General features: G+C 55.7%; 12 protein-coding genes, 1 tRNA gene and 1 other RNA gene. 11 read left to right on the top strand and 3 right to left on the bottom strand.

Annotated features, from left to right (window positions below):
- Positions 1–30: 30 nt before the first annotated feature.
- A tRNA-Leu gene (locus RDN69_RS03915) sits at positions 31–115 on the top strand.
- Between the two features lie 87 nt (positions 116–202).
- Here the strand turns inward: RDN69_RS03915 and RDN69_RS03910 are convergent.
- The 3 genes from RDN69_RS03910 to RDN69_RS03900 form a co-directional block, all read right to left on the bottom strand.
- Positions 203–1,612, bottom strand: coding sequence for an amino acid permease (locus tag RDN69_RS03910; protein WP_288218277.1), 1,410 nt, complete (start codon positions 1,610–1,612; stop codon positions 203–205).
- Positions 1,613–1,725: 113 nt separating this feature from the next.
- Entirely contained in the window at positions 1,726–2,205 is a 480-nt protein-coding gene (locus RDN69_RS03905; RefSeq protein ID WP_273259390.1) for a flavodoxin, read from the bottom strand.
- Between the two features lie 60 nt (positions 2,206–2,265).
- Entirely contained in the window at positions 2,266–2,703 is a 438-nt protein-coding gene (locus RDN69_RS03900) for a DNA starvation/stationary phase protection protein (RefSeq protein WP_024048695.1), read from the bottom strand.
- Positions 2,704–3,063: 360 nt separating this feature from the next.
- Between RDN69_RS03900 and RDN69_RS03895 the strand changes: the two genes are divergently transcribed.
- From RDN69_RS03895 to RDN69_RS03850, 10 genes are all read left to right on the top strand, one after another.
- Entirely contained in the window at positions 3,064–4,491 is a 1,428-nt protein-coding gene (locus tag RDN69_RS03895; protein WP_288218276.1) for an LPO_1073/Vpar_1526 family protein, read from the top strand.
- 18 nt (positions 4,492–4,509) lie between these two features.
- Positions 4,510–5,169 (top strand): L-serine ammonia-lyase, iron-sulfur-dependent subunit beta, encoded by a 660-nt coding sequence (gene sdaAB, locus RDN69_RS03890; RefSeq protein ID WP_288218275.1) that lies wholly within the window; start codon positions 4,510–4,512, stop codon positions 5,167–5,169.
- A gap of 14 nt (positions 5,170–5,183) precedes the next feature.
- Positions 5,184–6,044, top strand: coding sequence for an L-serine ammonia-lyase, iron-sulfur-dependent, subunit alpha (gene sdaAA / locus RDN69_RS03885; protein WP_024049292.1), 861 nt, complete (start codon positions 5,184–5,186; stop codon positions 6,042–6,044).
- The gene (locus RDN69_RS03880) at positions 6,041–7,513 is read left to right on the top strand and encodes a CCA tRNA nucleotidyltransferase (protein ID WP_273259388.1); all 1,473 of its coding nucleotides are present in this window, start codon (positions 6,041–6,043) and stop codon (positions 7,511–7,513) included. The genes sdaAA and RDN69_RS03880 overlap by 4 nt, the downstream gene beginning before the upstream one ends.
- The gene (locus tag RDN69_RS03875; protein WP_273259387.1) at positions 7,488–9,470 is read left to right on the top strand and encodes a penicillin-binding transpeptidase domain-containing protein; all 1,983 of its coding nucleotides are present in this window, start codon (positions 7,488–7,490) and stop codon (positions 9,468–9,470) included. Before RDN69_RS03880 ends, RDN69_RS03875 begins: the two co-directional genes overlap by 26 nt.
- Before the next feature lie 13 nt (positions 9,471–9,483).
- Positions 9,484–11,154, top strand: coding sequence for a formate--tetrahydrofolate ligase (locus RDN69_RS03870; protein ID WP_288218274.1), 1,671 nt, complete (start codon positions 9,484–9,486; stop codon positions 11,152–11,154).
- Between the two features lie 9 nt (positions 11,155–11,163).
- Positions 11,164–12,003 (top strand): bifunctional 5,10-methylenetetrahydrofolate dehydrogenase/5,10-methenyltetrahydrofolate cyclohydrolase, encoded by an 840-nt coding sequence (locus tag RDN69_RS03865; RefSeq protein ID WP_273259385.1) that lies wholly within the window; start codon positions 11,164–11,166, stop codon positions 12,001–12,003.
- Between the two features lie 33 nt (positions 12,004–12,036).
- An RNA gene (gene ffs, locus RDN69_RS03860) (signal recognition particle sRNA large type) lies at positions 12,037–12,221 on the top strand.
- Between the two features lie 52 nt (positions 12,222–12,273).
- Positions 12,274–14,280, top strand: coding sequence for a DNA polymerase III subunit gamma/tau (dnaX, locus tag RDN69_RS03855; protein WP_288218273.1), 2,007 nt, complete (start codon positions 12,274–12,276; stop codon positions 14,278–14,280).
- Positions 14,281–14,323: 43 nt separating this feature from the next.
- The gene (locus tag RDN69_RS03850; RefSeq protein ID WP_024049298.1) at positions 14,324–14,650 is read left to right on the top strand and encodes a YbaB/EbfC family nucleoid-associated protein; all 327 of its coding nucleotides are present in this window, start codon (positions 14,324–14,326) and stop codon (positions 14,648–14,650) included.
- Positions 14,651–14,653: the final 3 nt, after the last annotated feature.

The following is a 14,653-nucleotide window of genomic DNA, read 5'->3' as shown; positions in this document are numbered from 1 at the left end:
CACCAGCCGCACCAACTACATATTACCCACGCGGTTGTGGCGGAACTGGCAGACGCGCTGTCTTCAGGCGGCAGTGGAGCAATCCGTGAGAGTTCGAGTCTCTCCAACCGCACCACTTAACAAGAACCGGGCATTGCCCGGATTTTTTATACGTAAATTATAAAAATACAGGCAATAAAAAAGAGCTTTCAAAGCTCTTTTTTTATTGCACGGATTCATTTTCAACCGCATTTAAATGACTGTGCTTGCGACCGTAAACGAAGTAAATAATCACGCCCAGGATAAACCACGCGGTGAAAAGTTCCAGCGTGTGGGCGGAGAGCTGCGAAAATATGTAGAGACAGGAGAGAAAACCGAGCGGCGCGATCAGCCACACGGCGGGACAGACGAAACGCCGTTTTACATCGGGATAGCGTTTGCGCAAAATCAACAGCCCGCTGCATGAGCAGAGGAAGGCGAAAATGGTACCGGCGCTGCACATTTCGGCAACGATATGAATCGGTGTGAAGCCGGTGATGAATGCCACGGCCAACCCGACGATCAATGTAATCCGGTACGGTGTACGGTACACGGGGTGAACACGGCACAATGATTCGGGAATCAAACCGTCGCGGCTCATCGCGTAAAAGGCGCGGGTTTGCGCGTAGATCATAACCAACAATACGGTTGACAGGCCGCAAATCGCACCGGTACCGATGATGGCCGAGCCGAGACGCAGACCGATTTTTTGTAAGACAAAGGATGCGGGAGCGGCGGTGTCGAGTTCCGGATACGGAACGACACCGGTCATGACGGCGCTGACGGCGATGTACAAAAGCGTGGTCAGCGTCAGTGCGGCGATTATGCCGATCGGCATGTCGCGTCCCGGATTGCGTGCTTCTTCCGCCGCGGTGGAAAGCGAATCAAATCCCAGGTACGAGAAAAACAGCACAGCCGTACCTGCGGATACGCCCGACCAACCGTACGGTAAGAACGGCGTCCAGTTTTGCGGGTTAATATGCGGCCCTGCTAAGAGCAGGAAAAGGAAAATCGTGCCTAATTTGACAAAGACCAGCACGCGATTGGCGCCGGCGCTTTCACGAATGCCGCGCAGCAGGAAAAATAAAACGACGCCGACAATCAACATGGCGGGCAAATTCATCAGGCCGCCTTCGGCGGGAACGGTCGTGAGCACTTTCGGCAAATGGATACCGATGTCTGCCAAAATACTTGTAAAATACGCCGACCAGCCGCCGGCCACGGCGCTCGCGCCGACGGTGTATTCCAAAATAAGCGACCAGCCCACGAGCCAGCCGAAAATTTCACCGAGTGAGACATATGCGTACGTATACGATGAACCAGCGACCGGAATGAATGACGCAAGCTCCGAGTAGGCGAGACAGACGAACGTACAGACAACGGCTGCAAGCACAAAGGAAAGCATCAAACCGGGGCCCGCGTATTCGGCGGCCACAATGCCCGTCAAAACGAAGATCCCCGTCCCGATCATGACACCTAAGCCCAACAGGGTAATATCCAGCGCCGTCAGCGATCGCCGTAATTTACGATCTTCGCCTTGCGCGGCAATTTCCGCGAGTAAACCGCGCAGATTTTTGGTACGGAAAATAGACAAAATCACATCGCCTCATTTAATATAAATTTATTTCTATTTTAGGGATATTTATTTTAAAATGCAAGCTTGTAAAATAAAAAAGAACCTCGTCAGGACGAGGTTCTTTTTATATCTTATTTTCCCAGCGGCGCAAGGTACGCGGCGAGGGACTCTGCTGCGGTTTTGTTGTTCGTATCCGCTTCGCGAATGAAAATTCCTTTTTGCACGGCCGCATACGGCGCTAATTTACGAATGCGCTTCACCGACTTACCGAGACCGCCGCCGCCGCACGAGCAAATCGGATAGATCGTTTTGCCGGTCGTGTCGACATCGTGCAGAAAGCGCATGACCGGTGTAGGCAGTTCCCACCACCAGAGCGGATAGCAAAGAAGAATTTCACGGTAGGCGCTGATATCCGGAATCTGACGCAGTTTCGGCAATTCGCCCGAAATGAGGCTCGCGCCGGAGCGCATGACGCTCAGAATATAGTTTTCCGGATAGCGGGCGACCAAGTTCAACTCGCAAAGATCACCGCCGACTAACGTTTGGGCGAGACGGGCGAGTTGTTTGGAATGACCGGTTTTTGAAAAATAAACAATCAGCGGTTTAGCCATGCCGCATGCTCCTTTCCAAAAAAATAGCGGACCCGCAAGGGTCCGCTATGCGGGTGTATATTATTTTGCCATGAAAGCGCGCGTGAACCAAATCTTCAGCGCGTAGAATTCGACATGATCTTCCATCATGTTAGCCAAGAGGAAGTTGTCTTCTTTGTCCGCTTCTTCACGAATCTTCAATGCTTCATCGCGCATGAGTTCCAAGTCGCCCAAAAGGATTTCGAGAGCGTCTTTCACCGCATACGGTTTCGATTCGATTTCTTTGAGGCTGGCGATCTTCAGATATTCTTTGGCGGTAACAACCGGGAATTCTCCCTGTTGCTTCATGAGTTCGGCAACCGCATCATAGTATTCAAATACTTCCTCGTAAATCTCTTCCAGGAATTCGTGGATTGCTTTGAACGGAACTCCTTCGACGTTGAAATGCAGGTTGTGAAGTTTAATGTTCCAAAGAGCCAAGTCAGCCAAATACTGGTTTACAGATTTTGCGTTTTTCATTATATAACTCCTCCTTAATACTAATCAGGCCACCCTTTTGTGTCCTTTTCTTGTCCTATGATTATTATATCGTAATTTATAGATATCCGCAAGGATCATGCGGGTCATGTACCGAGTTCAAGTAACGGAAACGTTTTCCGGCAACGTGAGACAGGGAGTGTCTCACGTTGTGTTCATGTGCCTTTGTCGCATTATAAAATGGCCAAAATGATGGTCATGCGTTGAGCGGATTACGGTTTACCAAAAAGTGCGGAAAAGCATGCAGAAAATCCCGCCGGCAAAGGCGGATGAGCGGTGGATATATGCTATAATGAAATAATAAAATAACGAAAATAGGGAATATCCCGAGGGAGTGGCAACATGGTTTCATATTTGGTAATTCTTTTGGTCGCTTTGGCCTTTTTATTGGTATGTCGTGTATTCTTTTATAAACCCGCGCCGCGCAGGCGCGCTCCGTATGTACCGCAAGCGTCCCGTCGCCGCCACGCGCAGGAAAGAGTGGTGCCGGAACGTTTGCATGTACATTCGGAACCGGCTTGGTCGTCGAGTACGGTCGATGCCACAGTGGTTCAATCCGCCGCCGCACCGGCGGTCGCCAAAGCGGGTCAGCAAACACGTGAATTGCCGCGTCTTTCCCCAACCGCCGCCAGTGAACCGGAGCGGGACGAATTGGCGCAAACGCAGATTGTCAATCGCGAAAATTTAAAGGAACTCGTAGAAAGTTCGACGGAACCGGAACCGGCGACGGCGACGGCGGGCGCGGTTCGTGAGAAAGAACCGGTGCGGCAACTCGCGCCGGAGCCTGAAATTACCGATACATTGGAAGACGCGCAGTCGCTACTGCGCCGGCAGGTACGTCATTTTCTGGTGCGGTACGCGACCATCAGTCCGGACATGGCGGACGATGTGGAACGGGTGACGGCGTTGGCGTTTGCCAAGTTGGGCGATGTGGACGACAGCGAGATCCAAGATATGATCGCTCACATTATGGTGCAGGAAGCATTGCAAAATGCGCAGCGCGTCTATGTTATGACGCCGGATGATACCGTTTTGGAAATGGTCACGGATGCCTTTGCCGAAGTCGCTTTAGGGGAACGCACCGAAACGCAGACCTTATTGGCGTATGATGCCTTGGCGGCGATGACGCATCTGGACCAGGGACATTACCGCATCTTGGCGCTGCTGCTTTTATTCCATTACTCGCGTCACGCGGATAACATCAGCGCGGCGGCGTTTCGCCGTTACGCGAAAAAATATGTGCAGCCGTTACTGCACGATTTGCCGACGGAGTACAGTTACTATCAGCAGCTCGAATATTTGCGTTGCACCAGCATGGCGCGCAAGGATTTGCCGCTCGGCCAGGTGCTGCGCGAGTCGTACCCGTACTTTTTCAGCTACATGGGATTCACCAAAGAGGAATTGGCGGCCGCGCTTGCCGGCGAACGTTTACCGGCGCAATACCTCGTGCGCTCGGCGTACGGTGACTACTATAAATTGGCGGTCACCGATGCCGGCGAATTGCCCGACTTTTTCCGGACGGCCAATATTACCGACGAAACCACGCGCAACCAATTGACGGAACTGATGCAATCGCGGCCTGTCGTGTATGAACGGCGCGCGTCGACCAAAGTGTTGCGGACGGTGGCACCGGTTTTGGCGCGGCTCGCCGACGCGTGGGACAGCAGTATGCTGCGCCGTTCCGCGCCGACGCTCTTGGGCATGTATATCGGTAAGCTTTATTTGAAAGAAGAAATCCAGGAAGATTTTGACTTATCACGCTGGCTATAAGAAAATGGAGGCAGCAGGGTGGGAGTTTTTGATATCATTGGTCCGGTGATGATCGGGCCGTCGAGCTCGCATACGGCGGGAGCGGCGCGTTTGGGACGCTTGGCGCGATACTTGCTGGGTGAATCGCCGGTCAAGGCGGATATTACTTTTTACGGTTCGTTTGCGCAAACGTATCGGGGGCACGGGACCGACCGCGCCTGTGTGGCCGGACTCTTGGGCTGGGCGCCGGATGATCCGCGTTTGCGCGATGCGTTAACGATGGCCCCCGAACTGGGACTGCAAGTGACGATTACCGCGTCCGCTGCGGAAACGGAACATCCGAATACGGTGCGTTTTCATTTGACCGGCAGCAGCGGCAAAGTACGCGAGCTGATGGGCGTATCTACCGGCGGCGGACGGATTCGCATGCGTGAGTTTGACGGCTATTCGGTCGATTTGGACGGGTCCAATCATACGCTTTTGACGCGGCATAATGATCGACCGGGGATCGTGGCCTTTGTGTCCCAAATTTTAGCGGCGCAAGATATTAATATTTCGGCGATGCGCCTGTTTCGACAGGAACGCAAGCGCTTGGCAATGATGTTTATTGAAACGGATACGCCGGTCGCCAACGCGACGCTGGCGGAGATCGCGGCGCATCCGGCGATTGAAGTCGTGCGGACGTTTCCGCCGGTGTAAGGAAAGGATTCGACATGAGTTCGCTACGGGAATTATGGGATCAGGCGACAGCAGCCGATCAACGTGTCGGTGATTTTGTTGCGGCGCAGGAAGCGGCGGCCAATGAACAGCCCTTGGTGGCAGTGCGGCGCAAAATGCAGGATATGCTGGCTGCGTTTCGTGAGTCGGCGCAGACAGGTATCAGTGACGGTGGCAGTTCACCGAGCGGTTTGACAGGCGGGGATGCTTTGCGCATGCGCGATGCGGCCCCGCATTTTTTAAACGGTTACGCCTGGCGCGCGGCCACGCTCGGTATGGGCATCGCGGAAGCCAACGCGAAAATGCGCCGCATTGTGGCGTGTCCGACCGCGGGCTCGTGCGGCATTTTGCCGGCGGTCTTGCTGACGCTGGCGGAACGTTTGGGCAGCAGTGATGATGATATTTTGCGCGCCTTGTTTACGGCCGCGGGCGTCGGTGATGTCATTGCGAAAAATGCGATGATTGCCGGTGCCGTCGGCGGTTGTCAGGCGGAATGCGGAACGGCGATCGCCATGGCCGGCGCGGCCGGTATCGAATTGTGCAACGGCACGACCGAGCAGATGGATCACGCGGTCGCGTTGGGACTTAAAAATGTCTTGGGACTGGTTTGCGATCCGGTCGGCGGTTTGGTTGAAGTACCGTGTGTGAAACGCAATGCGTTTCATGCGGTGCATGCGTTGGTAGCGATCGAATTGGCGCTGGCCGGCGTAAAAAGCGCGATCCCCGCAGACGAAGTGATCAGTGCGATGGCGGAAATCGGTCACATGATGCCCAAATCATTACGCGAACGCAGCGAAGCAGGGCTTGCGACAACGCCCACGGGCAAAGTGTGGGCGCGCAAGATTCGCGAGCAATGATACCGTTTTTTACCTGCCGTTATCCATTACCCGAAGCGGTTCGGACATTACTGCAGACATTGGAGCAGGCGGGTTTTGAGGCTTACGCCGTGGGCGGGTGCGTGCGCGATACATTGCTGGGACGCACGCCGCACGACTGGGATATCACGACGGCCGCCACGCCGGACGAAGTGGAGCGGGTGTTTGCCGCGTCGCCGTTTAAAGTGGTCGGTACTGTCGGACGCGCGTTCGGCGTGTCCCTGGTGGAATGGGCGGGCGCAACCTATGAGGTCGCCACTTTCCGCGGGGAAGAATATGGAGCGGACAGTCACCGCCCGGAAAAAGTGTATTACGCCAAGCATTTGGCGGACGACCTGGCGCGGCGTGATTTTACCGTCAACGCCATGGCGTTTCGTTCCGACGGCATATTGATCGATCCTTACGACGGCCGCAAAGATTTGAGGAAAAAACGTTTACAGACTGTCGGCGCTCCCGATGAACGCTTTCGGGAAGACGCTTTGCGCTTGTTTCGCGCCTGCCGTTTTATTGCGCAGCTCGGTTTTCGCCCGACGCGTGAATTGTGCGCGGCGATGCCGCCGGCGTTTGCTCGGGTAGAGGGACTTTCGCTGGAACGCGTGCGCGCCGAACTCGATCGGCTGCTGGTCGCGCCGTATGCCGGCCGCGGTTTGGATCTTTTCGTTCGTTCGGGATTGGCGGAGCAAACGTGCCGGGTACGCGAACAGGGAATCGATCAAACGGTTGCGATTTTACCGGAATTGAGCCATTTACCCGAAACGCCGCAAGGACGCTTCCACGCTTACGACGCGTGGTTGCATACGTTGGTCGTTGTGGAACACAGTCCGGCTACATTGGTGGCGCGCTATGCGGCGCTTTTCCATGACGCGGCGAAAGGCCTGCCCGGTATCCGCGGCTTTCATAAAGGCGATATTACCGATTACGGTCACGATGTGCGCAGCGCCGAAATGGCCAAAGCGGCGTTGACCCGTCTGCAATATCCGGCGACGATGGTGAGCCGCGTCGAATTTTTAGTCGCCAATCATATGAAATATCATCAATACGCCAATACGGCGGGCGCGAATGTGCGACGTTGGTTGCGCCAATTGGCGCGTTCGGGGAATTTTCGCACCACGGTCGAACTGACCGAGGCGCTGGACGAATTAAATGATTTGTGCGTGGCGGATGTGATCGGCTGCGGACGGCCGCTCAGCGCTACCGACGGTCATCGCGCATTCGGCGGCGCGGTACGTGCCGAGCTTGCCACGATGCCGGTGCATACGCGGGATCTGCGGTACGATCCATCATTACCGCAACGTTACGGGAAAGACACGGCGACAGTGTTAAAAGTTTTGCGCCAACGGGTGCAGGACGGAACTTTGGCCAACGAGCCGGAAGCGTTAACACTGGCTGCTGAACGATACCAACTGAGGCAGGAAAGGAATGCGCATGACGAAGGAACGAGTAAGGAGTAAAACCGTACCGCAGAAAAAGCGGGGGAGGACGCGCGTCGCGTTTCTCTTTATGGCATTGGCTGTGTTCGGCATCCTGATCTGCGGCAGGCTCTTTTATTTACAGGTGGTACGCGGCGCGTACTATGCGGAACTTGATTTGGGACAAGCCGAAGAAGTGCGGCCGCTACAGTCGCCGCGCGGCACGATTTATGACCGCAACGGCAAAGTGCTTGCGGTGAGCGCCGTCACGCTTTCGCTGTACGCGGATCCGCAAGAATTGAACCGGGACCCGCAGGCTTTGGCGCAGACGTTGGCGCCGCTATTGTCTGTGCCGGAAGATAAGCTCGCGGAAAAACTCGCCCAAACCAACCGTTTTGTGTGGTTGGAACGCATGTTGGACAAAGAAGTTTCCGATCAGGTGAAAGCGCTGATCGGGCAGCAAAAGATTACCGGCTTGCATTTTGTGGAAGAAAGTAAACGCTACTACCCGAACGGCAATTTGCTGGCACAGGTACTGGGCTTTGTCGGTATCGATGACAAAGGTCTCGACGGTATCGAGATGGTGCTTGATCAGGAAATTAAAGGCGACAGCAAGCAGCAGACCATTATCACGTCGCGTTACGGAACGCCGATTTTGAAATCGACGCTTTCCCAACTTTTCCCCGATGAGGAGCGCAGTGTCTACTTGACGATTGACGCGCAAATTCAATTTTTTGCGGAGCGCGCTCTTGATCGCGCCATGGGTACGACACGTGCGGCCGGAGGTTCGATTATTGTGATGGATCCGCGTACCGGTGAAATTTTGGCGATGGCCAATCGTCCGACGTATAACCCCAATCGGTTCGCGGAAGGTACGGAAGAAGATTTTCGTAATCGCGCGGTAACGGATCTGTATGAACCGGGGTCCACGTTTAAACCGATCATCGCGGCGGCGGCGCTGGCATCGGGTTCGATTACACCGGAAACGGTATTGCATGATACCGGCTCGGTGTATGCGTCGGGACACACCATTCAAAACTGGAACAGCGAAGGCTACGGTGACGTACGCCTTGTCGATATTATCAAATATTCGATTAATACGGGCTTTGCGATGGTCGGTCTGCGCACCGGCGGGGCTGTATTGACAGATTATGCGAAACGGTTCGGTTTCGGTCAACCGACGGGCATCGAACTGCCGGGCGAAGGCGAGGGCATTTTGTTCAACCCGGACGACATGCGCGACAGCGATATAGCGACCATGTCGATCGGGCAAAGTATCGCCGTCACGCCGTTACAAATGTTGCAGGCGTACGGAGCGCTGGCCAACGGCGGTAAAATGATGAAGCCGCATGTCATTGCGTCCATTGTCAATCCGGACGGCACAACGTATCAGGCGAGCCAGGCGGAAGAAGTCGGACAACCGATTACTCCCGAAGTGGATCACACGTTGGTCCCCATGCTCGAGCAGGTGGTTTCCGGCGGCGGCGGGGTCAAAGCGCAGGTCAACGGTTATCGTCTCGCCGGCAAAACCGGTACGGCGCAGAAGTTGGATACGGAACGCGGCGGCTACTTGGAGGGACGTTACATCGCGTCCTTTATCGGTTTCGGTCCGATTGAACAGCCGGAAGCGGTCTGCCTCGTTGTTCTCGATGATCCGGAAGGCGTATACTATGGAGGACAGATCGCCGCGCCTGTATTTGCCGAGGTTATGGGAGAAATTATGCGCTATCGCGGCATACATCCCAATGTGACGGATGTGGCGGATACCGGCACGGCGGAAAAAGCGGCTCTCGAGCCGCTGACGTTAACGCGAACGGAGGAGGGCAAAATTATTGTGCCGGACTTCACGGGACGACGTTTGCGCGATGTGTTGGAATGGGCCAATCAGGCTCAGGTTGGCGTAGTGCCGGAGGGCGAGGGCGTAGTTATCACGCAAACTCCGCTCGCCGGACTCACTTTGGAAGATACCCGACAGATCCGGGTGCAATTGGCGGAATAAAGGAGGCAATCCCATGCGAAGCGATATTGAAATCGCCCAGGCAGCGAAGCTGCAACCGATTACGGAAATTGCTGCGGCGGCAGGTATTGAAGAACAATATTTAGCACCGTACGGACGCTATAAGGCCAAAATCGGCTATGATTTAATTCGTAAGCTGGACGGCGAAAAAAACGGACATTTGATTTTGGTTACGGCGATTTCTCCGACGCCTGCCGGTGAAGGAAAGTCGACCACCACGGTCGGTTTGGCGCAGGGACTTGCCAAACTCGGCAAAAAAGTGATGGTGGCGTTGCGTGAGCCGTCGCTCGGGCCGTGCATGGGAATCAAGGGCGGTGCCGCCGGCGGCGGTTATTCGCAAGTGGTGCCGATGGAAGATATCAACTTGCATTTTACCGGCGACATGCACGCCATTACCGCGGCGCACAATTTATTGGCGGCCATGCTCGATAACCATCTGCAACAGGGCAATACGTTGCGCATTGATCCGCGTCGGATCGTGTGGAAACGCGTGGTCGATATGAATGATCGGGCATTGCGCCATATCGTGGTCGGTCTGGGCGGCAAAGTGAACGGCGTGCCGCGCGAAGACGGCTTTGATATTACGGTCGCGTCCGAAGTCATGGCGATTTTGTGTCTTGCGCATGATCTCAAAGATATGAAAGAACGGTTCAGCCGCATTATCGTCGCCTACGATTATGACGGTAAGGCGGTAACGGCCGGCGACCTGCATGCGCAGGGCGCGATGACGGCGCTTATGAAAGACGCGATCTCGCCCAACCTGGTGCAGACGATTGAGCATGTGCCGGCGTTGGTGCACGGCGGTCCGTTTGCGAATATCGCGCACGGTTGCAATTCGCTGGTGGCCACCAAAACCGCGTTGCACCTGGCGGACTATGTCGTTACGGAAGCCGGTTTCGGCGCGGATCTGGGTGCGGAAAAATTCTTTGATATTAAATGCCGCTACGGCAAGTTAAAACCGGAAGTGGCGGTATTGGTCGCGACGGTGCGCGCGCTCAAAATGCACGGCGGCCGCGCGAAAAACGAACTCACCGAACCGGATGTCGACGCGCTTAAGCGGGGCCTGGAAAACCTCGGCAAACATTTAGAAAATATTGCCAAATATAATGTTCCCGCAGTCGTTGCCATCAATGCGTTTGCCAGCGACACGGCGGAAGAAATGGCGGCGATTCGGACATACTGCGAAGAACGCGGCGTACCCGTTGCGTTGTCCGACGTTTTTGCCAAAGGCGGAGAAGGCGGTAAGGAACTGGCGCAAGCCGTGCTGGAGGAAATTGCCAAGGGCACCGCTGATTTTCAGCCGCTGTATGCGAGCGAATTAAGCATTCCCGACAAAATCCGTACCATTGCGAGGGAAATTTACGGCGCGGACGATATTGTTTTAGAAGCGGCGGCGCAAAAAACGCTGGCCGATATTGAAGCGGGCGGGTATGCGGCATTGCCGGTCTGCATCGCCAAGACGCAGTATTCGTTCTCCGATGATCCGAACAAACTGGGCAGCCCCGAAGGCTTTACGCTGCACGTACGCGAACTTAAAATCAGTGCCGGTGCAGGCTTCATCGTCGCTCTTACCGGCAACATCATGACGATGCCGGGATTACCGAAAAAGCCGGCCGCGGAACAAATCGACGTGACGGCGGACGGAAACATTGTCGGTCTTTTTTGAGGAGGATTCATGCGAGAACTTAAGGGGGCGCCGGTAGCGGCCGCGCAGCAGGAAACCACGGCGAAAAAAATTCGCACGCTGGCGGCGAAGGGCGTTACTCCGGGGCTGGCCATTGTGCGTTTCAGCGCGGATCGGGCGGCGCAGATGTACGGCGACTTTTTAGCGAAGTCCGCCGCACAAGCGGGATTATATGTCGAACGGGTAGAGCCCGAGGAAAATCTGACGCAAGAGGACGCTTTGGCGACGATTCACGCGCTGAATCAGAATCCGCAGATTGACGGTATTCTACTTTTAATGCCGTTGCCGCCGGGACTGGATCGCAGTTCCCTGGTCGAAGCGATTGTGCCGGGCAAAGATATCGACGGTTTGACGCCGACGCAGGTAGGCCGGCTTGTGACGGGCCGCACCGCATTTGTGCCGGCGACCGCGCGGGCGGTGCTCGCTACATTGCGGCATTATGAAATTCCGCTCGCCGGTAAACACGCGGTTGTGATCGGTCGCAGCGATGTCATCGGTAAACCCGTTGCGCAATTATTGCTGGCGGCCAATGTGACGGTTACCATTTGCCACTCCAAAACGCAGGACTTGTCGCACTTCACGCGCGCGGCGGATATTTTGGTCGCGGCGGTCGGCAAAGCGATGATGGTGACGCCGGATATGGTGGGTGAAGATGCGGTCGTCGTCGATGTCGGCATTCATCGCGTCGACGGCAAAACCGTCGGCGATGTGGCGCCGGAAGCGCTGGCTAAAGCGCAGGCGGCGACACCGGTTCCGGGCGGTATCGGTTCGGTAACGACCGCGCTCATGCTGGACGCGGCGGTGACCGCGGCGTTGCGGCATCATCCGTAAGAAATGACGGTACGGAAGTATTGCGCTTTCGTACCGTTTTTTGTATAATGGAGTAACCGGCGACTGTGCAGAGGTCGTTTATGGCAACCTTTCGGGGCTTGTGCAATGGAAGTTCGTGAACCCTGTCAGGTCCGAGAGGAAGCAGCAGTAAGCGAATCCTTTCATGTGCCACGAGGTAACTCGGGAGGTTGTCATAAACGGTTTCTGCCGGTAACCGGATATCGCAGCGTTCCGCTGCGTTTTTTATTTCATAAAGAAAAGGGGCAAGGCATGGCGTACTTGGCATTGTATCGTAAATGGCGGCCGCAGACGTTCGCCGACGTCGTCGGCCAGGATCCGATCGCGCATACGCTTGCGCAAGCGGTAGCCCGCGGTAAAGTGGCGCATGCGTATTTGTTTTCTGGTCCGCGCGGCACGGGCAAGACGAGTATGGCGAAAATTTTAGCCAAAGCGCTCAACTGCATCCACGGACCCACGGAGGAACCGTGCAATGCGTGCGAACGTTGTCGGGAAATTACGCAAGGCACCGCCTTTGATGTGAGTGAAATTGACGCGGCGTCCAATCGCGGCATTGACGAGATGCGCGCGTTGCGGGATACCGTCGCGCAGTTGCCGACCGTTGCGCGGACCAAAGTGTATATCATCGATGAAGCGCACATGCTTACCAAGGAAGCGGCGAACGCGCTGTTGAAAACGCTGGAAGAGCCGCCGGAACACGTCGTGTTTATTTTGGCGACGACCGAACCGGAACGTTTGCCGGCCACCATTATTTCGCGTTGTCAGCGCTATGAATTTCGGCGTATTTCCGTGGCCGCGATCACCGCGCAACTGTTGAAAGTCGCGCAGGGTTCGGGTATCGAATTGAGTGAAGGCGCGGCGCGGTTGATCGCCGTACGTGCGGAAGGCGGTTTGCGCGACGCTCTAAGTCTGTTGGATCAATGCGCCGGCACCGGAGGCGCCATCACGGAAGCCGTGGTCACTACAGTTTTAGGACTGCCGGACCAGGAAGAAATCACGGGTTTGGCGGAAGCCGTTTTGGCGCGTGACAGCGCGCGCACGTTGCAAATTTTTCAGGATATTTTGGGCTCCGGCAAAGAACCGGCGGTCGTATTGCAGCAGCTGTTGCAATGGCTGCGCGACGCTCTTTTGTGTCAAATCGACCCCGACTTTCCGGAACTTGCCATCTACGGCGAGGCGTTTCCGCGCTTACAGAACATAGCACAAACGCTACCTGCCGGCCGCTTGGCCACGCTCGCCACGCGCACGGCGGACGGTTTGCGGGAAGCGCGATTTGCCGGCTCCGTGCGCATGGCGACGGAACTTACTTTGTTGGCGCTTTGCCGCAGCGGCGGGGAAGTGAATGCCGCCGAGTGGGAAGAGCGCATCACGGCGTTGGAAAATAAAGAGGCGGCTGTTTCGCCGGCCTTGCTGCAACGTGTAAGCGCGCTGGAAGAAGCCGTGCAACGCGGCGCCACGGCGAAAGCGCGGCGCACCGAACCGAGTCCGCCGCCGCCGGACGATGAAGACGCGGCCGTCAGCGCCGCGGAATGGGAAATGAACGTGGCGCCGTTTTCTCCCGTTGACGAAGAGGAGCATGTTGCGCCCACAGAACCGGCACGTGCGCCGTCGCCGTCACCGCGAAAAAAAACGGCCGTGTCGCCCAAAACGTCGACGCAACAGCAGCCGCCTGAGCCTGTCGCGCCGCAGCGGACTCCTTCCGTAACGCTACGGCAAACAAAGGGAACGAGATCTTCGGCGAAGAAGCAGGAAAAAGCGGCGGAGAACGTTGACTTTTTTGTGCCCCCCGCGCAGTATGACGGGATTTGGCAAAAAGTTGTCGAGGCGCTTTTCGCCCGCAAAAAAATGGCGCAGGCGGCCTGCTACCGCAATGCGAAACTTCTTTTAATCGCCGGCACTCATGTCATCATCGCAATTGAGCATGCGTTTCTGGTCGATGCGGCGAATCGGCCGGAATACCGACAGGAAGTGGCCGGTATTTTGCAGGAACTCACCGGCGTCGAGCTGACGCTCTTAGCCGTAGCCGCCCAAAGCACTCAGGCGGATGAAGCGCGCGCTCGTGCTGAAGCATTGCAACGAGACGAAGCGGCGGCACCGTCATCGGAAAAAACAGCGGTTTCCGCATCTTCGGTGACATCGCCGGGGGAGTACCGCAAGATCCGCCGGGAGGATATTGACCCCGCGGATCAAAATGATCCGGTGCTCGCGAACGCCTTGCAGTTTGCCGGTGACTGTGATATATATGTATGGGAAGAATAAAACAGTATTGGACTATTTATCTACCGTGAAAGAGGGGCAATCAATGTTTGGTAATAAAGCGCAAATGGCCGGCATGATGAAAAAGGTCAAAAAAATGCAAGACGACATGGCCAAAATGCAAGAGGAACTGAAACGAAAAACAACCGAAGTAACAGCGGGCGGCGGTGCGATCCGCCTCGTGATGAACGGTGAAAAGCAAATTACAGAATTAAAAATTGATCCGGCGGTCTTGGAAGCGCAGGATGCCGAAATGCTGGAAGACTTGGTAACAGCGGCCGTCAATGAAGCGGGGCGCAAAATTGACGACATGGCTTCGCAGGAAGTTAACCGCATTACCGGCGGGATGGGTCTTCCTCCGGGAATGTTTTAATGA

This window comes from uncultured Negativicoccus sp., assembly GCF_902480485.1.
Lineage (GTDB): Bacteria > Bacillota > Negativicutes > Veillonellales > Negativicoccaceae > Negativicoccus > Negativicoccus succinicivorans.
The sequence above is the reverse complement of the archived record's forward strand: the minus strand, read 5'-3'. Positions and strand labels throughout refer to the sequence as shown.